The sequence below is a fragment of the Acidovorax sp. Leaf73 genome (assembly GCF_916855635.1).
Lineage (GTDB): Bacteria > Pseudomonadota > Gammaproteobacteria > Burkholderiales > Burkholderiaceae_C > Acidovorax > Acidovorax facilis.
Map to the genome: position 1 here is coordinate 158,587 of NZ_CAKASI010000008.1, position 19,390 is coordinate 177,976.

At 64.2% G+C, this 19,390-nt stretch carries 13 protein-coding genes; 6 read left to right on the plus strand and 7 right to left on the minus strand.

The features are described from left to right. The first annotated feature begins 2 nt into the window (after positions 1-2). Complete coding sequence (locus LPA35_RS24030) at positions 3-3,236, plus strand: efflux RND transporter permease subunit (RefSeq protein ID WP_228899465.1); 3,234 nt, start codon at positions 3-5, stop codon at positions 3,234-3,236. A gap of 100 nt (positions 3,237-3,336) precedes the next feature. Further along, a complete protein-coding gene (locus LPA35_RS24035) occupies positions 3,337-4,836 on the plus strand; it encodes an efflux transporter outer membrane subunit (protein WP_228899472.1) in 1,500 nt (499 codons plus the stop codon). A 993-nt stretch (positions 4,837-5,829) separates the two neighbouring features. Here LPA35_RS24035 and LPA35_RS24040 read toward each other — a convergent pair. Continuing rightward, a complete protein-coding gene (locus LPA35_RS24040) occupies positions 5,830-7,002 on the minus strand; it encodes a pyridoxal phosphate-dependent aminotransferase (RefSeq protein ID WP_228899479.1) in 1,173 nt (390 codons plus the stop codon). A 211-nt stretch (positions 7,003-7,213) separates the two neighbouring features. Here LPA35_RS24040 and LPA35_RS24045 point away from each other — a divergent pair, with 211 nt between their 5' ends. The 4 genes from LPA35_RS24045 to LPA35_RS24060 all read left to right on the plus strand — a co-directional run bounded on the left by LPA35_RS24045 (position 7,214) and on the right by LPA35_RS24060 (position 10,687). Beyond that, a complete protein-coding gene (locus tag LPA35_RS24045; RefSeq protein WP_228899490.1) occupies positions 7,214-8,650 on the plus strand; it encodes an NAD-dependent succinate-semialdehyde dehydrogenase in 1,437 nt (478 codons plus the stop codon). Between the two features lie 250 nt (positions 8,651-8,900). After that, a complete protein-coding gene (locus LPA35_RS24050) occupies positions 8,901-9,449 on the plus strand; it encodes a MarR family winged helix-turn-helix transcriptional regulator (protein ID WP_228899492.1) in 549 nt (182 codons plus the stop codon). Beyond that, positions 9,446-10,129 carry a GNAT family N-acetyltransferase gene (locus LPA35_RS24055; protein ID WP_228899496.1) on the plus strand — a complete coding sequence of 228 codons (684 nt, stop codon included), beginning with the start codon at positions 9,446-9,448 and terminating at the stop codon, positions 10,127-10,129. The genes LPA35_RS24050 and LPA35_RS24055 overlap by 4 nt, the downstream gene beginning before the upstream one ends. A 213-nt stretch (positions 10,130-10,342) precedes the next feature. Continuing rightward, a complete protein-coding gene (locus tag LPA35_RS24060) occupies positions 10,343-10,687 on the plus strand; it encodes a PepSY domain-containing protein (protein WP_228899497.1) in 345 nt (114 codons plus the stop codon). A 120-nt stretch (positions 10,688-10,807) separates the two neighbouring features. Here the strand turns inward: LPA35_RS24060 and LPA35_RS24065 are convergent, their stop codons facing one another. The 6 genes from LPA35_RS24065 to LPA35_RS24085 all read right to left on the minus strand — a co-directional run bounded on the left by LPA35_RS24065 (position 10,808) and on the right by LPA35_RS24085 (position 19,353). Then, entirely contained in the window at positions 10,808-11,773 is a 966-nt protein-coding gene (locus tag LPA35_RS24065) for a porin (RefSeq protein WP_055399553.1), read from the minus strand. A 480-nt stretch (positions 11,774-12,253) separates the two neighbouring features. After that, a complete protein-coding gene (locus LPA35_RS24070) occupies positions 12,254-13,462 on the minus strand; it encodes an FAD-binding oxidoreductase (RefSeq protein WP_228899499.1) in 1,209 nt (402 codons plus the stop codon). 5 nt (positions 13,463-13,467) lie between these two features. Next, a complete protein-coding gene (locus LPA35_RS26230; RefSeq protein ID WP_370641509.1) occupies positions 13,468-13,884 on the minus strand; it encodes an FdtA/QdtA family cupin domain-containing protein in 417 nt (138 codons plus the stop codon). Further along, positions 13,881-14,717: a glycosyltransferase family 2 protein gene (locus LPA35_RS24075; RefSeq protein WP_228899501.1), complete on the minus strand. Its 837-nt coding sequence runs from the start codon at positions 14,715-14,717 to the stop codon at positions 13,881-13,883. The genes LPA35_RS26230 and LPA35_RS24075 overlap by 4 nt, the downstream gene beginning before the upstream one ends. A gap of 179 nt (positions 14,718-14,896) precedes the next feature. After that, positions 14,897-17,083, minus strand: a complete 2,187-nt coding sequence (locus tag LPA35_RS24080) for a TonB-dependent siderophore receptor (RefSeq protein WP_228899504.1) — start codon at positions 17,081-17,083, stop codon at positions 14,897-14,899. Between the two features lie 134 nt (positions 17,084-17,217). Beyond that, entirely contained in the window at positions 17,218-19,353 is a 2,136-nt protein-coding gene (locus tag LPA35_RS24085) for a TonB-dependent siderophore receptor (RefSeq protein WP_228899509.1), read from the minus strand. Positions 19,354-19,390 lie beyond the last annotated feature (37 nt).

Below are 19,390 nucleotides of genomic sequence, written 5' to 3' on the forward strand. Positions count from 1 at the left end.
CCATGAACCTGTCCCGTTTTTTCATCGACCGCCCCATCTTTGCCGGGGTGCTGTCGGTGCTCATCTTCCTCGGGGGGCTGATCGCATTGCGCGGTCTGCCCATCTCCGAATACCCTGAAGTCGCGCCGCCGTCCGTGGTGGTGCGCGCCCAGTACCCGGGCGCCAACCCCAAGGTGATCGCCGAGACCGTGGCCACGCCGCTGGAGGAATCCATCAACGGCGTGGAAGGCATGCTCTACATGGGCAGCCAGGCCACCACCGACGGCGTGATGACGCTGACCGTGACCTTTGCCCTGGGCACTGATCCCGACAAGGCCCAGCAGCTGGTGCAAAACCGCGTCTCGCAGGCCGAGCCGCGCCTGCCCGAGGAAGTGCGCCGCCTGGGCGTCACCACTGTGAAGAGCGCGCCGGACCTGACCATGGTGGTCCATCTGGTCTCGCCCAACAACCGCTACGACATCGACTACCTGCGCAACTACGCGGTGCTCAATGTGAAGGACCGCCTCGCCCGCATCGGCGGCGTGGGCCAGGTGCAGATCTTCGGCGGCGGCGACTACTCCATGCGTGTCTGGCTCGACCCGCAAAAGGTCGCGCAGCGCGGCCTGTCGGCCAGCGACGTGGTGACCGCCATCCGCGGCCAGAACGTGCAGGCCGCTGCCGGGGTGGTGGGCGCATCGCCCGGACTGCCCGGCGTGGACCTGCAGCTGTCCATCAACGCGCAGGGCCGTCTGCAGACCGAAGAAGAGTTCGGCGACATCATCGTCAAGACCGGTGCCGACGGCGCGGTGACGCGCCTGCGCGACATCGCCCGCCTGGAGCTGGGCGCGGCCGACTACTCGCTGCGTTCGCTGCTCAACAACGACCCGGCCGTGGGCATGGGCGTGTTCCAGGCGCCGGGCTCCAACGCGCTCGACATCTCGTCGAACGTGCGCGCCACCATGGACGAGATCCAGAAGAACATGCCCGAAGGTGTGGAGTACCGCATTGCGTACGACCCCACGCAGTTCGTGCGTGCCTCGATCAAGTCCGTGATCCACACGCTGCTCGAAGCCATCGCCCTCGTGGTGCTGGTGGTGATCCTGTTCCTGCAGACCTGGCGCGCGTCCATCATCCCGCTGCTGGCTGTGCCGGTGTCGGTGGTGGGTACGTTTGCGGTGCTGCACCTGCTGGGCTTCTCGATCAATGCCTTGAGCCTGTTCGGCCTGGTGCTGGCCATCGGCATTGTGGTGGACGATGCCATCGTGGTGGTGGAGAACGTGGAGCGCAACATCGAGGCGGGATTGACCCCGCGCGAGGCCACCTACCGCGCCATGCGTGAAGTGTCCGGCCCCATCATCGCGATTGCGCTGGTGCTGGTGGCAGTGTTCGTGCCGCTGGCCTTCATCAGTGGCCTCACAGGCCAGTTCTACAAGCAGTTCGCGGTGACCATCGCGATCTCCACGGTGATCTCGGCGATCAACTCGCTGACCCTGTCGCCCGCCCTGTCAGCACTGCTGCTCAAGGGCCACAACGAGCCCAAGGACGCGCTCACGCGCGGCATGGACAAAGTGTTCGGTGGCCTGTTCCGCGGCTTCAACCGCCTGTTCCACCGTGGCTCCGAGGCCTACAGCGGCGGCGTCAAGCGCGTGATCGGCCGCAAGGCGCTGATGTTCGTGATCTACCTCGCGCTGGTGGGGGCCACCATGGGCCTGTTCAAGATCGTGCCCGGCGGCTTCGTGCCCGCGCAGGACAAACAGTACCTCATCGGCTTTGCGCAGTTGCCCGACGGCGCCACGCTGGACCGCACCGAGAACGTGATCCGCCGCATGGGCGAGATCATGAAGGAGAACCCCAACGTCGAAGACGCGATTGCCTTCCCGGGCCTGTCGATCAACGGCTTCACCAACAGCTCCAACGCCGGCATCGTGTTCGCCACGCTCAAGCCCTTTGCCGAGCGCACCCGCGCCGACCAGAGCGGCGGCGCCGTGGCAGGCCAGCTGAACCAGGCCTTTGGCAGCATTCAGGACGCGTTCATCGCCATGTTCCCGCCACCCCCGGTGGCGGGCCTGGGCACCACGGGAGGCTTCAAGCTGCAGATCGAAGACCGTGCCTCGCTGGGCTACGAAGCCATGGACGGCGCCGTGAAGGCCTTCATGGCCAAGGCCTACCAGACGCCCGAGCTGACCGGCATCTTCAGTAGCTGGCAGGTCAATGTGCCGCAGCTGTACGCCAACATCGACCGCACCAAGGCACGCCAGCTCGGTGTGCCGGTGACGGACATCTTTGACACGCTGCAGATCTACCTGGGCAGCCTCTATGCCAACGACTTCAACCAGTTCGGCCGCACCTACAGCGTACGCGTACAGGCCGATGCGGCCTACCGCGCGCGGGCTGAGGATGTGGGCCTGCTCAAGGTGCGCTCTGCAACCGGCGAGATGGTGCCCCTGTCGGCGCTGATGAAGATGGAGCCGAGCTTCGGCCCCGAACGCGCCATGCGCTACAACGGCTACCTGGCTGCCGATGTGAACGGCGGCCCTGCACCCGGTTATTCATCGGGCCAGGCGCAGGCAGCCATCGAGCGCATCGCCAAGGAGACGCTGCCCCAGGGCATCACCTTCGAGTGGACCGAGCTGACCTACCAGGAAATCCTGGCGGGCAATTCTGCCGTGCTGGTGTTCCCGCTGGCCATCCTGCTGGTGTTCCTGGTGCTGGCCGCGCAGTACGAAAGCCTCACGCTGCCGATCGCCATCATCCTGATCGTGCCCATGGGCATCCTGGCGGCCATGACCGGCGTGTGGCTGAGCAACGGCGACAACAACGTGTTCACGCAGATCGGGCTCATCGTGCTGGTGGGGCTATCGGCCAAGAACGCGATCCTGATCGTGGAGTTTGCGCGCGAGCTGGAGTTTGCCGGGCGCACGCCCGTGCAGGCCGCCATCGAGGCCAGCCGCCTGCGGCTGCGCCCCATCCTGATGACCTCGCTGGCCTTCGTCATGGGTGTCCTGCCCCTGGTGCTGTCCACCGGTGCCGGCGCCGAGATGCGCAGCGCCATGGGTGTGGCGGTGTTCTCCGGAATGATCGGGGTGACGGCCTTCGGCCTGTTCCTCACGCCCGTGTTCTACGTGCTGCTGCGCAAGCTGGCAGGCAACCGCCCGCTGGTGGAGCATGGCACGCATGTGGCGCCTATCTCGCACACCCCGGGCAGCGGCGGCATTGCCCACCCGGTGCTGGCAGCGCCGCGCAAGGAGCACGAATGATGCTTTTGAAAACGGTGACAAGAAAAATCTTTGTGGCCCTCGCCACGTGCTCCGCGCTGCCGAATGCAGCGGGCGTAACGACTGGGGCAGGAGAACAACCATGACCGATTTGCTATTGAAGAAAAACTCCACCGAGGGTGCTGCCTTTGGCGTGCGCAAGCGCAGCCTGCTGGCGCCCCTGGCCGCCGCCCTGGTGCTGGCCGGTTGCATGACCCAGCCCGTGGCTCCCGCGCCGCATGCGGGCGTGCCCGTGCCCACCAGTTTCACCGCAGGTGGCGACGCGCTGCCCGCCGCCCCCTGGACGGTCGCCGCCCCCGCCGAGGCACAGCCACGCGGCGAGTGGTGGCTGGGCTTTCAAGACCCGGTGCTGGCCGACCTGGTGCAGCGCGCGGGCCAGGCCAACACCAGCATCCAGCAGGCCGCCGCGCGGCTGGCCGAAGCGCGCACGCTGCTGCGTTCTGCCGACGCCGCGCGCTCGGTGCAATTGGGCGCCTCGGCGGGCGTTGCGCGCCAGGCCGGTGCCAACAGCACGGGCAGCGTGGTGCCATCCACGCTGGGCACGGCGGGGCTCAATGCCTCGTACGAGCTGGACCTGTTCGGCCGCCTCTCGCAAACCAGCGACGCTGCGCGCTTGGACGCCGACACGCGCGAGGCCTTGCTGCAGAGCACGCGCCTTATGGTGCAGGCCGATGTGGCGCAAACCTACCTGCAGCTGCGCGCCGTGCAGGCCGAGCAGGTGCTGGTGCAAGAGAGCTTGGCCGCCTACCAGGACACCCTGCGCCTGACACAGCGCCGCCTGCAAGCCGGCGATGTGGCCGAGCTGGACGTAGCCCGTGTACAGACCGAGGTGGCGGCCACCGAGTCCGATGCCCTGGCCTTGCAGCGCCAGCAGGCCCTGCTGACCAACGCGCTGGCCGTGCTGGCCGGCGAGGTGGCCAGTGGTTTTGTGCTGCCGCCCGCGACGGGCGACGCCGCGTTGCCGGTGATCCCGCCCGGCGTGCCTGGGACGGTGCTGGCGCGCCGGCCCGATGTGTCTGCCGCGCAGACTGCCGTGCTGGCCGCGCAAGCGCGCGTGGGCGTGGCGCAAAAGGCCTGGTTCCCGGCCGTCACGCTCACCGGCAATGCGGGGCATGCGTCGCCAGAGCTGGGTGACCTGTTCAAGTGGTCGGCCCGTGCCTGGGGCGTGAGTGCGCTGCTGTCGCTGCCGATCTTTGACGGCGGCCAGCGCGATGCACAGATCGAGGGCGCCAAGGCCCGCCTGGAGGCTGCGCTGGCGGACCATCGGGGGCAGGTGCTCAACGCGTTTCGTGACGTTGAGGACCAGTTGACCTCGCTGCGCTTGTTGTCTGGCCAGGCCGAGGCGCAAGGGCGTGCGGTGACTGCGGCGCGGCGGGCCACGCAGTTGTCGGATGTGCGGTATCGCAATGGCTTGGTGAGTCAGCTGGAGTTGCTGGACGCGCGGCGCAGCGAATTGCGCAATCGGCGGCAGGAGTTGCAGGTGCGGACGGCGCAGTATGTGGCGACGGTGGGGTTGATTCGGGCGCTCGGAGGCGGGTGGGGGGATCAGCCTGCTGTGAAGGTGGCGCAGGTGGCGCAGTAGGTTTTTTGAGTGATTTTGGCTGCTGGCGCTTATCTATCAAGCGGAGGTTGCTATTATTTTTGTAGCTACTGGGGTTGACTTGGGCCGTTCGGTCTGAGCTTGTCGAAGCTGGGGCGTGCTGGTTTGAAAAGCATGCTGGGGTTGAGGGCGGAGGCCGGGTTGTCGCCCCGGCGGGCGACTCACTTTTCTTTGCTTCGCCAAAGAAAAGTGAGCCAAAGAAAGGCGACCCCCAGTCTGCGACCCCTGCGCTTCGCTACGGGGCAAACCTGCGTCGTGTCGATTGCGGGGTGCGCCGTGGAAATCGCTTTGCGCTGCGCGCGCCGCTCGGACAACCACGGCGAGTCAGAGCACGAAGCACGCGCGCTACGACGCGCGTGCCACCCCGCGACCGCCCCGCCGCAGGCGCAGCCAGCAGGGGGTGGACAGCCGAACATCCAACAGCCGAACAGCCCCACGAGCCATTGCTTCGCTCGGCCCTGCCTGCGCAGCGCGTGGCGCTTGCGCCCGCGAGAGGGGGCCGAGCGAAGCGATGGCTCGTGTGGATGCCCGATTCGCGGGTTCCCTTCTGTATGCGCCTGGGGCGCGCAGGGCGCGGGGTGGCATGCGCGCCTTCGCGCGCATGCTTCGTGATCTGACTCACCGCAGTTGTTCGAGCGGAGCGCCGCAGGCGCGCAGCGAGTTCTGCGGTGCACCCCGTGACCGAGTACCCCTGGTTGCCCCGGAGCGCAGCGAAGGGGTCGCAGACAGCAGGGTCGCCCTTTCTTGGGTTCCTTTCTTTCGGCGACGCGAAAGAAAGGGACTCGCCCGCCGGGGCGACAACCCGGCCTCCGCCCTCAACCCAAGCACGCCGCTCAAACCGGAGAACGAGCTTCCCCCGGCTTCGGCAAGCTCAGCCCGAGCGGCAGGAGCAAGACTAACGACTATAAAAACAATAGCTACTACCGTATATTCCACAGGCGCCAGCAGCCAAAAACGTTCAAAAATCCCTTTCCATCACCCTTTCAACCACCCCCTCAACCTCTCCACCCCTTCCCCCAACCGCCCCACATCCCGGCTCGCAAAACACCACCGCAACCACCCCGACGCCTCCCCCCCAAACGCACTGCCCGGCGCCAGCCCCAACCCCGCCTCCCGCACCAACCGCTTGGCCAGCGTCAAACACTCGTCATGCCCGTCGATGTGAAAGAACGCATACATGCCCCCACGCGGCGTGGCCACCGACACTCCCGGCACATCGGCCAGCAGCGGCACCAGCGTGTCCCGGCAGTTGCGTAAATGGTTCACCAGCGCAGGCGTCACCTCATCCGTGCGCTGCAGCGCCACCGTGGCCCCGCGCTGCACAAACACCGGCGCGCACGAGGTGTTGAATTCGATCAATTTGCCCACGGCGGGCGTCATGGATGGCGGCAGCACCAGCCAGCCCAGTCGCCAGCCGGTCATCAAAAAGCTCTTGGAAAAGCTGTGCGTCACGATCAGCCGGTCCTCGGGCTCGGCCACATCCAGAAAGCTGGGGGCCGCGCCATTGGCCGTGTCGCCCGCGTAGTACAGCCGCTCGTACACCTCGTCCGCCAGGATCCAGGTGCCCGTGCGACGGCAATGCGCCAGGATGGTGGCTTGCTCCTCGCGCGTCAGTGTCCAGCCTGTGGGGTTGTTGGGCGCGTTGACGACCAGCAGGCGCGTGCCTGGCGTGATGGCGGCCAGCAGCGCACCAATGTCCAGGCGCCACGCGCCGTCTGCATCCGCCACCAGCGGCACGGTGTGCACCTGTGCGCCCAAAATGCGCGGCTGCGCAACCAGGTTGGGCCACACGGGGGTGACCAGCACCACCTCGTCGCCCGCGTCCACCAGGGCCTGCACGGCCACCATCAGGCCGTTCACGCCGCCGGACGTCACTGCGATGCGGTCGAACCACGCATCGGTGTGCTGCTGCGAGTGCAGGCCGTGCATGTAGCCCGCAATCGCGTGGCGCAGTTCGGGCAGGCCCAGGTTGTGGGCGTAAAAGGTCTCGCCCTTTTGCAGCGACGCAATGGCCGCATCGCGGATGAAGTCGGGCGTCACCTCGTCGCTCTCGCCAAACCAGAACTTCAGCACATCGCTGCGCCCCAGGCCTTCGTTGGCCACTTCGCGGATGCGCGACTCTTCGAGGCTTTGGACTACTTCTCGCATGCAATCTCCTTGCGTCAACAACTCTCCCATCATCGCAGCGATTCTCCAACCTGCTGATGTCGTCACGTAGCACCGAAGGCCGCGGAGCAGGCTTCGCCTGGCCACTGGCGTTGTCCCCCGGTGGGGGAAGGCGACGAAGGCGACTCAGGGGGATTTCGTCGCTGCAGGCGTATAGTCGTTTTTTTGATTTTTTTGGCTGACTCCAACGCTCATGACCTATCCCAACACCCAGCTCTTCATCGCAGGCCAGTGGCAAGACGCCGCCGAAGGCAAGACCCTTGCCGTGTTCAACCCCGCCACTGGCAAAGAAATCGGCCGTGTGGCCCATGCCACCAAGGTGGACCTGGATCGCGCCCTGGATGCGGCACAGAAGGGTTTCGAGGCCTGGCGTGACATCCCTGCCGCCGAGCGCGCCAAGACCATGCGCCGCGCCGCCGCTCTGATGCGCGAGCGTGCCGACACCATCGCCGCCATCATGGTGCAGGAGCAGGGCAAGCCCCTGGCCGAGGCCAAGGTCGAGACCATGGCGTCTGCCGACATCATTGAATGGTTTGCCGACGAGTCGCTGCGCGTGTACGGCCGCATCGTGCCCTCGCGCAACCTCAAGGCCACGCAGATGGTGCTGAAGGACCCGGTGGGCCCGGTGGCGGCCTTCACGCCGTGGAACTTCCCCATCAACCAGGTGGTGCGCAAGCTGGCCGCCGCGCTGGCTGCAGGCTGCTCCATCCTGGTGAAGGCGCCCGAAGAAACTCCCGCCAGCCCGGCCGAGCTGATCCGCGCATTTGCCGATGCGGGCGTACCCATGGGCACCGTCGGCCTGGTGTACGGCGACCCGGCTGAAATCTCCAGCTACCTCATCCCGCACCCCATCATCCGCAAGGTCACGTTTACCGGCTCCACGCCCGTGGGCAAGCAGCTGGCCGCGCTGGCCGGCAAGCACATGAAGCGCGTGACCATGGAACTGGGCGGCCACGCCCCGGTCATCATTGCGGAAGACGCCGACTTGGAACTGGCCATCAAGATCGGCAGCGGGGCCAAGTTCCGCAACGCAGGCCAGGTCTGCATCTCGCCCACCCGCTATCTGGTGCACGAGAGCATCCGTGCCGATTTCGTGGCTGCCTTCGCCAAGTACGCGCAGGGCCTGAAGGTGGGCGATGGTCTCACGGCCGGCACGCAGATGGGCCCGCTGGCCAACCCCCGCCGCATCACAGCGATGGCCGACCTGATGGCCGACGCCGTGCAGCAGGGCGCCACGCTGGTGACGGGTGGCGAGCGCATTGGCAGCGAAGGCAACTTCTTCCAGCCCACGGTGCTGAACGACGTGCCCCTGTCGGCCCGCATCGTGAATGAAGAGCCCTTCGGCCCCGTGGCCGCGATTCGCGGGTTTGAAAAGATTGAAGACGCCATTGCCGAAGCCAATCGCCTGCCGTTTGGCCTGGCCGGTTATGCCTTCACTTCGTCGCTGAAGAACGCGCACCTGTTGGCGCAGCGCCTGGAAGTGGGCATGTTGTGGATCAACCAGGCCGCCGCGCCCGCAGCCGAGCTGCCGTTTGGCGGCCTGAAGGATTCGGGCTATGGCTCGGAAGGCGGCCCTGAGGCCATCGAGGCGCACCTGAACACGCGCCTGGTTTCGATCATGAACGTGTAAGGACGAAACGCCGGAGAGCTGGCGCGGCTGGGCTGTCGCGCGCAGCCCGGCTGCGGGTGCAGCCCGGCTGCGGGTGCAGCCCAGTCAAAGCCTGCGGGCGATCTTTCAGGAGCCTTCCTGCGAGATCGTCCGCAGGCTTTTGTTTTTGCGCGTTGGAACCAGTCTGGCAAGCAGTGCCAAAGCAGCCGCGAAGAAATCGATTGACGCGATCTGTGAAATACATATCATGATATATATCCAAGGAAAAAACATGATCGAAGACGTCGTCAAGGAACTCGGCTTCCTCACCCTCGGCACCCGCTTCAAGCGCATTGGCGAGGCGCTGCAGGCGCAAACGCAGGCACTGCTCACCCAACACGGCATCGACATGCCTGCAGCGCACTTCCCGTTGTTGGCGGCGCTGGATTGGCATGGTGCGCTGGGCGTGGGCGAGCTGAGCCAGGCCGTCGGTGTCAGCCAGCCGGTGGTCACGCGCTCCTTGAAAGGTCTGGAAGACAGCGGGCTGGTGCAGTCGGAGGCGGTGGAGGGTGACCGGCGTGTGCGCCGCGTGGCGCTCAGCTCGCAAGGCCAGGCCCTTGTGCAGCGGGCGCAACGCGATGTCTGGCCTGTGCTGGAAGCCTCCGTAGCCCAGGTGTGTTCGTCGCTTGAAGGGCCCCTGCTGGACCAGTTGGCGGCGCTGGAGGCGGGGCTTGCTCGCACCTCGTTGCTGCAGCGCTCGGCTGCCACCATCGCCGCAGAGCACGCCACAGGCCGTCGCCAAAAAACTCCCCGTGCCCCAGGAAAGGAAACAGCACGATGACCACCACCAACCCCTTCGACCGGCCCGTCTGGGCATCGCTGACCTCCACTCCCGGCCTGGCAGAAGGTGGCGACCTGGCCAAGCGCTACCGGCGGGACGTCAACCTGTTTGCTTCGGCCCGGGATGACGCCGATGACGCCAGCCTTGCCGCGCTGGCCGGTCTGGTGGCCGAGGGGGAATCGGTCTTCGTGCTGCAAGCGCAGCCCATGCCTGTGCCCAAGGGGCTGCAGGCCCTTCGCCGCGCCGAGGGCGTGCAGATGGTGGCCGGGCGGGCTATCGCAGCCGAGCCCGGCGCGGAGGCCGTCGTCGTGCTGGGTGATGCCGATGCTGCCGCCATGCTGGCCCTGGCGCAGTTGACTGAGCCCGGCCCGTTCCTTGCACGCACCCACACCATGGGCCGCTTTGTGGGCATCCGGTCCGAAGGTGTGCTGGTGGCCATGGCGGGTGAACGCATGCGTTTTGAAGGCGGCACCGAAGTGAGCGGCGTGTGTGTCCATCCCGAGTTTCGAGGGCGCGGTTATGCCCGCCGGCTTTCATCCGTGGTGGCCCACGCCATTCAACAGCGGGGGGACCAGCCCTTTTTGCATGCCTGGACCACGAATGAAGCCGCCATTGCCTTGTACGAAAGCCTGGGGTTTGAAATCCGCACGGAGGTGCAGGTGGCTGTCTTGGGAAAATAACGCAGCAAACCAGCTGAGGACACGCCATCCCAAACCGTCGCATTTATGTCGGCCATCTCAAAAGGGATCAAGCGGACTTGGGATATTGAAATTCTGAAGAGTGAAAATAAAATGCACCAAAGCATTCGATATTTTTTGCAGGAGCAATTGAATTAAGCAAAAATTAATCTGGCATGGCTAGCATGGAACCATCATTCCATTGGAGGCCTGTCGATGAACCATGCTGTGAGAAGCGCCGCTGCGAGTGCGGTGGGGGCCTTGGCCTTGGCTATGTCCGCGCTTGCGGCGGAGGCCGACAAGCCGCCCGTCCAGTCGGCGGGGCCAACCAGTTTCAGCCGTGAGCGCACTGAAGATGTGTGTACGCGGGAGCCGCGAAGTCAGTGGTTGCCTGAGGCGGAAATGCGCCTGCTGGCGGAGTTTCGTGGCTACAAAATCGCCACATTCAAAATCGCCAATGGCAGTTGCTACGAAATATACGGATTCAAGAGTGGCAATATGGTCGAGGCCTATTTCGACCCCGTAACGTCGAAACTCGTGCGGCAGAATATTGCCAAATAAAACCGCTGCAAAAAAGCTGGATGCTGTAGCGTAAAAAAACCCCGCACTCCGAAGAAGTGCGGGGGTAAATAGCTGTATGTCTGCCCTCCCACCAGTTAGGGCAGCAGCGGGATCAGGCCATCAGAAGTTGTGGCGCACACCCATCGCGAAGGAGCTGAAGTCGTTGCCCGCAGTGGCCACGCCGTAGCTGGCGTTGTGGTTGTTGTTGATGCGGGTGTAGTACGTGTAGATCTTGGTGCGCTTGCTCAGGTTGTAGTTGTAGCCCACGGTGTACTGGGTGGCGGCGCTGTCGGCCACGTTGGAGTACTTGCCGGCACGGCCCACGTTCAGGTGGAATTCCGACACGCCCATGATGTAGGCACCCGACAGGCGCACGTTGGTGCGGTTGCCGCCGTTGGCGAAAAACACGTTCTTGTCGCGCTGCACGTAGGCGCCCACCACGAAGGGGCCGGTCGAGTACGAAGCACGCACCGCGAACTGGTTCTGGTCGTCCAGCTTGGAGTAACCGGCGCCCAGGCCCAGCTTGCCGATCTCGTAGTTGGCAGCCAGGTCGAGGCTGTTCTTGCCGCCGGTGCCGCTGGCTTGCTCATGCATGGCCCAGCCGGCTTCGAACGTGGCGCCGCCCAGGCTGGGGGCGCGATAGGCGATCTTGTTTGCGTCGCGGGCAGGGTAGGCGTACAGCGCATCCGACGACGAACCGGTGTCGTGGTTGTGGTTGCTGATGAAGTCAGCGGTGGCGTAGTAGGACTCCGAAGTGAAGTTGCCCAGACGCAGCATGCCGAAGCCACCGGCAAGGTTCACTTCGCTCTGGCGGCCGAAGAAGGTGGAGCTTGTGGCGCCGGTGCTGGAGTCAAAGCCGCTTTCCAGCTGGAAGCCTGCCATCAAACCGCCGCCCAGGTCTTCCTGGCCCTTGAAGCCGAAGCGGGAGGAGTTGTTGAACAGGCCGGTCTTGGACACATTGCCTTCTTTTTGGTGCTCGAACGTGGTGTTGACCCGGCCGTACAGGGTGACGCTGCTCTGTGCAAAGGCAGCAGACGTACCCACCAGGGCCAGCGCGGCGAGGGCGCAGCGGTTAATCGTTTTCATTAGCAAGGTTTCCTTAAATCAAATTTTGTTTGATGACAAATAATCACCGGCCAAAAACGCACAGGGGTGATGCTTTCGGGCCGTCGCTACAAGCAAGTTTGATGCCTGTGGTGATGTGATCGTTGCACTTTGCAACGGAGGGGGATGCTAATGGCCTATTTGTATGTCCGCCACAGGGGTAAACACCTTTTACCCGTGGGGGTGTTGGTGCTGTGCAACAAAGTGGAACATTTTTCCTGGAGCGCCCCGGCTGGGCTCTCGGGCGCTTCGTCGATGCCGATGGTGCAGGCCCGTCCGGGCGAGCACCGATGCGGCGCACAGGGGCTCTGTGGCGGCAGGCCCAGAACGCGGCGTGTGGGTGGTGTAAGCCTGATCGCGTGCAGTTCCGACGATCAAGTCGTGACAGGCTTCAGAGACTTTGGGACCAATCAAATGCTCGGATGGATATGGTGCCCATCAGGAACGATATTTCTGAGGTGGCTAGATAATCGCTTCTACCAGGGCGCGGGCCATGGCGGGTGCTGTTGAGTATTTGCCGGTGTCGACGGATATATAGTTTCCGAGTCTTTGAATGCCATATTCCGAACGGGAGTGCAGTGTGGAATCTCGGTCCGAAAGCACACCTTGCCCGACAGCAAAGACCCATCCGCCTTGAATGGTGGAGCGCTCCGCTTGCTCGCGAATTTGTGCTACCCACGGTAACAAGGATTGGAGATGGTCGAAAATGGAGTTTGGCAAGTTCTCCAAGTTCTGGGCAGTCAAATGAGGCTCCGGTGGTGAAATATCGGAGCTGTCCACGCGCAAGCCATCGGAATACCAGGAGAGATAAAAATCCCGCCCATTGTAATTTTTGATGTCTCCGAAGGGGCCGGTGGCAATGACCACGCAAGGCGTATGAACCGGTTCTTTGGTGCGCAAGAACAGTGACTGGCGGTATCTGTGTGACCAAACTCCCGTGGGCTCCAGCCCAGCAGTCCGATCTATGGCCAATCGGCCTTGCCACAGCGAGTTGATGACGTAGTCGAATGGTCCAAAGATGCCTTCGGATGTTTCAATTTCCCACTTGCCGTCGATCCCATCTTTTGCGGGGCGCACCGCCGTGATGCGGGTTTTCATAAACTGCTGGATCGATGCTTCTGCGTCCATCGCAGGTATGAATCGTTCAGCCACCCAATTTGTGTCAACGGATCTCTCAGGAGTCCGAAAGCCCGCAACAATCTCTGTCGATGAGGTCAATCCAGCCAGTTCGGAAGCGCTCAGCGTGTGAATCCGACTGCCAGACGCATCTGCCAGGTATTGCGCCGCATCTGGGTGATTGCGTACACGCTCGACGACCTTCTCCATGTACGTCTTCATTTCTGCTGCAGATGTCACGGATTTGCGGTGACACAGGTACAGATCATCTTCGGAAGTGATCGCTGGAGCGAGGGATGTGCCGACCAATTCCTCGATCAAGGGGCGAAATTTGAGCCCACCGGGAATGACACGGTCCGCCGTGCTCAGGGACGGATCTGCGCTGTAGAGGCAGCCTAAGTGGATTTTCCCTTCATTCCATCGGCTCGCTGCGCTGAATGGTTGCTCTGCCATATCGAAGACAGATACTTCAATTCCTTTGCGGGCCAGAAATATCGCAGTCGAACAGCCCATGATTCCGGCGCCAAGGATGGCAATTCGGGGAGTCTTTCGCATTTATATCAGTTCCAGGTGGATATATATGACTCTGGATCATACGGTTCGCTGGCCAATACCAATAGTACGGAATTCGAGACGAGGTAAGTCTGGCGGCACCACACGCCTGCGCCCAAAAGGAGGCCTGGCCCCGCTGGGGTGAGCGCCGTAGTGGCTTCTTCGTACCCCTTTCTGAGCAAAAGGTCGATTTTCCCTTGCAGGCAAACGAGCAGTTGTTCCCCACTGCGGTGACCATGCTCCCCCCGGATGGAGCCGGCGGGGACGCCTGTTACGGTGAATACGCGGCGTGGCATGAACGGGAGGCTGTCGAAGTCGAGCGGTAGCAGGTTGCCACGCTCGTCTGAATGAATGGGGAGATCAACCAGGCGAGCGCGCCCTCCAAACCAGCTCGAACAGGATGCCGGGTCGGTGGTATTTATCACTTGCCCTCGCCGAGTCGATCAGGATTATTGTGGTAGAGCCATCTTGCCAAGGGACTGGCAAGCGTGAGCTTTTGCTCAGTGGTTAGGCCTGAAATCCATATTTCGCGCATTATGGCCGCGTAAACTTCATAGATCTGGTGTTTGGAAAACTGCCAGCTTCTCGATAAGCTTCCAAGCTTGTAATACTTGTAGCACAGGGTTTTGGGAACCCGTGCGAATTCTCCCAAAAGGCTCATATGGAACAGCCATGGCCAGTCTGCCGAAAACTCTCCCGCGTGGTGGGTTTTGAGGCCGTTGATTTGCCGAGCTTGACCAAGGCGGAATAACCCTCGGTTGGGCACCCACCATTTATTTTTTCCACTCATCATGAGAACACCCCGCTGAACCGGGTCACGAACGCCTTCAAGTTCGGTGAATACCCAGTGTTCTTCCGTTCCGTTGGTGTTTGTGAGGTGAACGTCCGAATAACTCATGACGACCTCTGGCCGTGCGTCAAGCACTTCTGCCAGCAGCGTGATGTAGTCAGGGTTCAGGATGTCATCATGAAATGCAAAAAGTACGTAATCAGCTTCGGCCTGATTGAGCAAAAAGTTGCAGTTGCCCACATACCCTAGCCGCTGCGATTGGCGGATTACTCGGAAACGAGAATCTTTCTGAGCATGGGCGATGCAAATCTCATAGGTCGAATCATTGCACTCATCGACAGAGACGATGACTTCCAGGTGTGGGTAAGTCTGGGCTGAGAGAGAGTCGAGGGTTGCTTGAATGAACGCCGAAGACTGCCACGCCGGAACCAGCGCGGCCACTTTGGAGGGCTTCGAATGGGGTTGCATGGGTTGGGTGAAGTGAACGCCAACGCCCAGTGTAGTGGGACTGAACAGGTGGGCGGTGCGGTAACCCGCCCACCTCCACTTCACGCCTGCTGTGTGCATGAATGCCGAGGCAGAGTGGGGGCTAAGTTGGGGCACCCCACGGCGTACCCCCAGTGCGCTTGGGGTGCCCCTTCCAGTCGTTAGAACCGATACGTCGAAGTCAGCGTGTACGTCCGCGCCTGCCCATAGAAACAATCCCCTCGCGCCAGGCACTGCGTGATGTGCACCTTGTCCGCCAGGTTCACCACGTTGAAGGCCACGCGCCAGTCGCCTGCGTCATACGCCACCATGGCGTCGGCCAGCGTGGCAGCCGGGGTGCTGATGGCGCTGGTGCCGCTCCACTGCGAGCCGGTGTAGCGCACGCCAGCGCCCACCGTCCAGCCGCCACGGCCTTCGCTGGCGAAGCGGTGGCTCAGCCAGGCCGATGCGGTGTGCTTGGGCACGCTGGCCACGGGTTGGCCCTGGTCGCCGGTGTTGCTGCGGGCAATTTTTGCATCGGTGAAGGCGTAGCCCACGGTGAAGTCCCAGTTGCGCGCCAGGCTGGCTTGCACCTCGGCCTCAAAACCTTTGACCTTGACCTCGCCGATCTGCAGGCTGTTGAGCGGGTTGCCCGGGTCGGTGGTCTTGCGGTTCTTTTCGCGCAGCTGGTAGACGGCGGCAAAGGCGTTGATGCCCTGGCCAGGCGGCTGCCACTTCACACCGGCCTCCCACTGCTCGCCGCGCTGGGGCTTGTAAGGCGTTCCATAGGCGTCCACACCGCCCAGGGGCTGGAACGACTCGGAGTAGCCCGCATACGGTGCCCACCCGCCATCCATCTGGTAGGTGACGCCAGCGCGTTTGCTCCAGGCCTTGTCGTTCACCGCAGCTGCGGGGCGGCCTTCGGTGTCGGTCTTGGCGTTGTCGTGGCGCAGGCCCACCGTGGCGGTGAAGCGATCCCACTTGATCTGGTCCTGCAGGTAAAAGCCCAGCTGCTTCTGCTCCACGCTGGGCTGGCGCACCAGCTGCGACGCGGTGGGCGGCGTGAAGTTGCCGTACACGGGGTTGTACACGTCGATGGCGGGCGCCACGGCGCGCCAGGCCTGCTGGCCCGTGTGGTTGCGCTGCACGTCCAGGCCCGCCAGCAGCGTGTGTTCGGTGCTGCCTGCCTTAAGCTTGCCTTCCAGCTGCGTGTCGATCAGCAACATGCGGCCGGTGTTGATGTTCCACACCGCGTCGCGCACCACGGTGCGGTTGTCCGCGTTGAACACGGGGCGTGCTGGGCGGCCCGTGGCTGCGTTGGCGGTAAAGCTGGTGTAGATGGTGCGGTAGTCCACCTCGCTCACGGTGCGACGCAGGTTCTGGCGCACCGTCCAGTCGCCGTTCAGGCGGTGGCTAAAGAGGTAGCCCCACGAGTTGTTGGTGGTGTCATACGCATCCCAGCCCGGCTCGCTGATGAAGGTGTTGCGCGGGATCTGGCCGTACTGGCTGGCCAGCTGCGTGCCCTGCCACGGAAAGAAGCCGATGAGCGAGCCGCTCTTGTCCTTTTGGTGCAGGGCCTGCAGCGTCAGCGACGTGTCGGCATTGGGCTTCCACGTCAGCGATGGCATCAGCACCATGCGGTCGTCGCTCACATGATCCACCTGCGAGCCGCTGTCGCGTCCCACGGCCACCAGGCGGTAGAGCCACTGGCCGTCCTTGTCCAGGGCGCCGGTCATGTCGGCCGCAATCTGCTTGCGGTTGTTGTTGCCCAGCTGCACCTGCACTTCGCGCAGCGTTTCGGCCTGCGGGCGTTTGCTCGTGAGGTTGAGCACACCGCCTACGCTGCCCTGGCCATACAGCACCGACGTGGGCCCGCGCAGAAACTCCACGCGCTCCAGCGTGTACGGGTCGGGGCGGCTGGTGTTGTAGGTGCCGTAGGTGCGCAGCAGCCCGTCCTGGTACTGGCTGACGGTGCCGCCGCGTGCGCTGAAGCTATCCACGCGGCTGTCGAAATAGTTGGACACGGCGCCTGCCGTGTACGCCGTCACCTGGCGCAGCGTCTGCACGCCCTGGGCCTCCATCTGGTCGCGGGTGATCACGCTGATGGCCTGCGGGGTTTCGATGAGCGGGGTGTCGGTCTTGGTGGCGCTGAGGGCGCGCTTGGCGACGAAGCCGGTGACGGGTGCGGTGGGGCTTTCCTGCTCGGCGCCCGCACTCACGGTGACGGGGGCCAGGGCCTTCTCTGCAGTGGGCGCCGCGGGTGCGGTGGGGACCGTGGGTGTGGCCTGCTGCGCATGGACCGCGCCGCACAGGGCGAGCAGGGCCGCGTGTGCGATGGCGGTGCGGCAAACGGTGATGCCAGATTGCATGGTGCTGTTTCTCCGATGGTTGAAAAAAGGGGGCGGGCCCGAAGGCCAGGCACGGCGCGTGGCGCGCCTGGAGTGCCAGGAGCGCTTGGCTTTCGGGGCTGGCGATGGGACAGGCGCAGCCTTGGCGCCGGTCTTCAGAACGTGTAGTCCAGCGACACCTGCAGGCTGCGTGGCGTGCCGGGCACCACGGCGCCAAAACCGGCGGCGGTGGTGGTGCCGTCGATGTAGTAGCGGCGATTGCCCGCGTTCTTCAGGTTGGCCTGCAGCCGCACGCCACCCGCAAATTGGTAGCCCACGGCCAGGTCGACCACGGTGTAGCCTGGCAGGCGCCACTTGTTGTCGTTGGCCGTGAACTTGTCGCCCTGGTGCACTAGGCCACCACCCACCCACAGGCCGGGCAGTTGCGGCAGGCGGTACTGTGTCCACAGCGATGCGTTGCGGCGCGTGGCCCGCTCGACGCGGTTGCCCACGTTGGCACCGGCCGTGGTGTCGGCCAGCACCTTGGGGTCGTGGAAGCTGGCGTGGGCCGTCACCGTCCAGCCGGGCGTGATGCGGCCCTGCAGCTCCAGCTCGATGCCCTTGATGCGCTGGCGTGCGGTGAGCACCGAGTAGCCGGGGTGCGCCGGGTCGGTGGCGGGGGCGTTGGTCAGTTCCAGGTCAAACGCCGACACGGTGGTCATCAGGCGTTGGTTCAGCCATTCCTGCTTCCAGCCCACCTCCAGCTGCTTGCCCTCTGAGGGCGGGGCCGACTGCGCGCCCCACACCATCGTGCCCGAGTTGGCCTGGAAAGAGCGCGCATGGCTCGCGTAGAGCATGCTGCCCGGGCGGGGCTCCCAGCTGATCGCCGCGCTCGGCTGTGTCTTGCTCACGTCGGTGACGGGCGTGGTGTAGGCGTCTTTGAAGCGGTCGTGGCGCAGGCCCAGCAACAGGCCGAAATCGCCCAGCACCATCCGGTCTTGCACAAACACACCGGTGTTGCGGGCGTCGGAGGAGAGCTTGCCCACGCCGGTGGAGGCCACGGGTGGCACCAGGCCTGCAACGGGGTTGTAGAGGTCGATGGCGCCCAGGTTGCCTGTGGTGCGCGCGCCATAGAAGCCCGCAATGGCGCGCCAGTCCAGGCCTGCCAGCACCGTGTGCTTGACCGCGCCGGTCTGCAGCTGCGCGCGCAGTTCGGCCAGAGCCGTGTCCGACGTGTATTTTTGCCCCGGCGCCATCCAGTAGCCGCGCGCCACGCGGCCGTTGGTCACCGGGCCCATGGGCGACACGATGTTCACGTTGCGAAAGGTCTCGTTGCGCGACAGGTGCACGCGGCCTTCCAGCTGGTCCGAAAAGCGGTGCTGCAGCTCGGTGGAATAAAAGCGCAGATGGCCATCGGTTTTCAACCAGGGCTCGCCGTAGAACGCGCCCACCGGCAGCACATCCGCGCTGCGTGGATTCTTGGGGTCGGGCACGGCCAAACCGGAGGTCGAAGTGCCGTCGATGCTTTGGGTCTCGGCCTGCGCGCGCCAGACGGTGTCGGGCGTGATCTGCCACTCCAGGCTGCCCGCAATGCCTTGCTTGCGCGGGGTGTTGCCATCCACAAAACTGCCGCCCCGGCTGGCGCCGCCGTCCAGGCGGTAGCGCAGCGTGCCATCGGTGGTGAGCGGGCCGGTCAGGTCGAAGTCGGCGCTGCGCCAGCCATGGCTGCCTGCGCCGATCTTCACGGTGCGCAGTGGGTCGGCCTGGGGGCGCTTGCTCACGTAGTTGACGAGGCCGCCCGGTGCGACCTGGCCAAACTCCAGCGCGGCCGGGCCCTTGATAACTTCCACCCGCTCGACGTTGAACAGCGGTGGATCCAGAAGGTGGACGAACTTGGCGCCGTCGCGCAGGAAGTTGTAGGTGTTGTTGGCCCACAGCCCCCGGATGGAGAACTGTGAGTACGAGCCGTAGTACTCGCTGCGCGAGGACACGCCCGAGGCATTGCGCAGCACATCGCGCTCGGTGGTGGCCATCTGCTGCTCCAGCAGCGCGTTGTCGATCACGCTGACCGAGCGCGGCGTCTCCAGCACCGACAGGCCCAGGCGCGAGCTGCTTTGCGCGCGCCGTGCGGGCGTGGCGGCTTCGCCTGCCGTGGAGTCGATGACATCGACCTGGCGCAAGGAGGGGGCGGCTGCTGGAGCGTCGGAGGGTATAGGTGCGGATGCTGTGCTGTTCTGCGCGAACGCGGTGCCGCACACAGCCAGCAATGCGGCTTGCGCCACCGCGGTGCGCAAGAGATTGGGGTGAATCATGGCGCTATCGAAGTAATAGCTGTCGGCGCTTTTACGT

Bases quoted from the DNA above. Each gene is read 5' to 3' on its own strand.
- LPA35_RS24030 (WP_228899465.1), top strand. From the start codon at position 3: ATGAACCTGTCCCGTTTTTTCATCGACCGCCCCATCTTTGCCGGGGTG.
- LPA35_RS24035 (WP_228899472.1), top strand. From the start codon at position 3,337: ATGACCGATTTGCTATTGAAGAAAAACTCCACCGAGGGTGCTGCCTTT.
- LPA35_RS24040 (WP_228899479.1), bottom strand. From the start codon at position 7,002: ATGCGAGAAGTAGTCCAAAGCCTCGAAGAGTCGCGCATCCGCGAAGTG.
- LPA35_RS24045 (WP_228899490.1), top strand. From the start codon at position 7,214: ATGACCTATCCCAACACCCAGCTCTTCATCGCAGGCCAGTGGCAAGAC.
- LPA35_RS24050 (WP_228899492.1), top strand. From the start codon at position 8,901: ATGATCGAAGACGTCGTCAAGGAACTCGGCTTCCTCACCCTCGGCACC.
- LPA35_RS24055 (WP_228899496.1), top strand. From the start codon at position 9,446: ATGACCACCACCAACCCCTTCGACCGGCCCGTCTGGGCATCGCTGACC.
- LPA35_RS24060 (WP_228899497.1), top strand. From the start codon at position 10,343: ATGAACCATGCTGTGAGAAGCGCCGCTGCGAGTGCGGTGGGGGCCTTG.
- LPA35_RS24065 (WP_055399553.1), bottom strand. From the start codon at position 11,773: ATGAAAACGATTAACCGCTGCGCCCTCGCCGCGCTGGCCCTGGTGGGT.
- LPA35_RS24070 (WP_228899499.1), bottom strand. From the start codon at position 13,462: ATGCGAAAGACTCCCCGAATTGCCATCCTTGGCGCCGGAATCATGGGC.
- LPA35_RS24075 (WP_228899501.1), bottom strand. From the start codon at position 14,717: ATGCAACCCCATTCGAAGCCCTCCAAAGTGGCCGCGCTGGTTCCGGCG.
- LPA35_RS24080 (WP_228899504.1), bottom strand. From the start codon at position 17,083: ATGCAATCTGGCATCACCGTTTGCCGCACCGCCATCGCACACGCGGCC.
- LPA35_RS24085 (WP_228899509.1), bottom strand. From the start codon at position 19,353: ATGATTCACCCCAATCTCTTGCGCACCGCGGTGGCGCAAGCCGCATTG.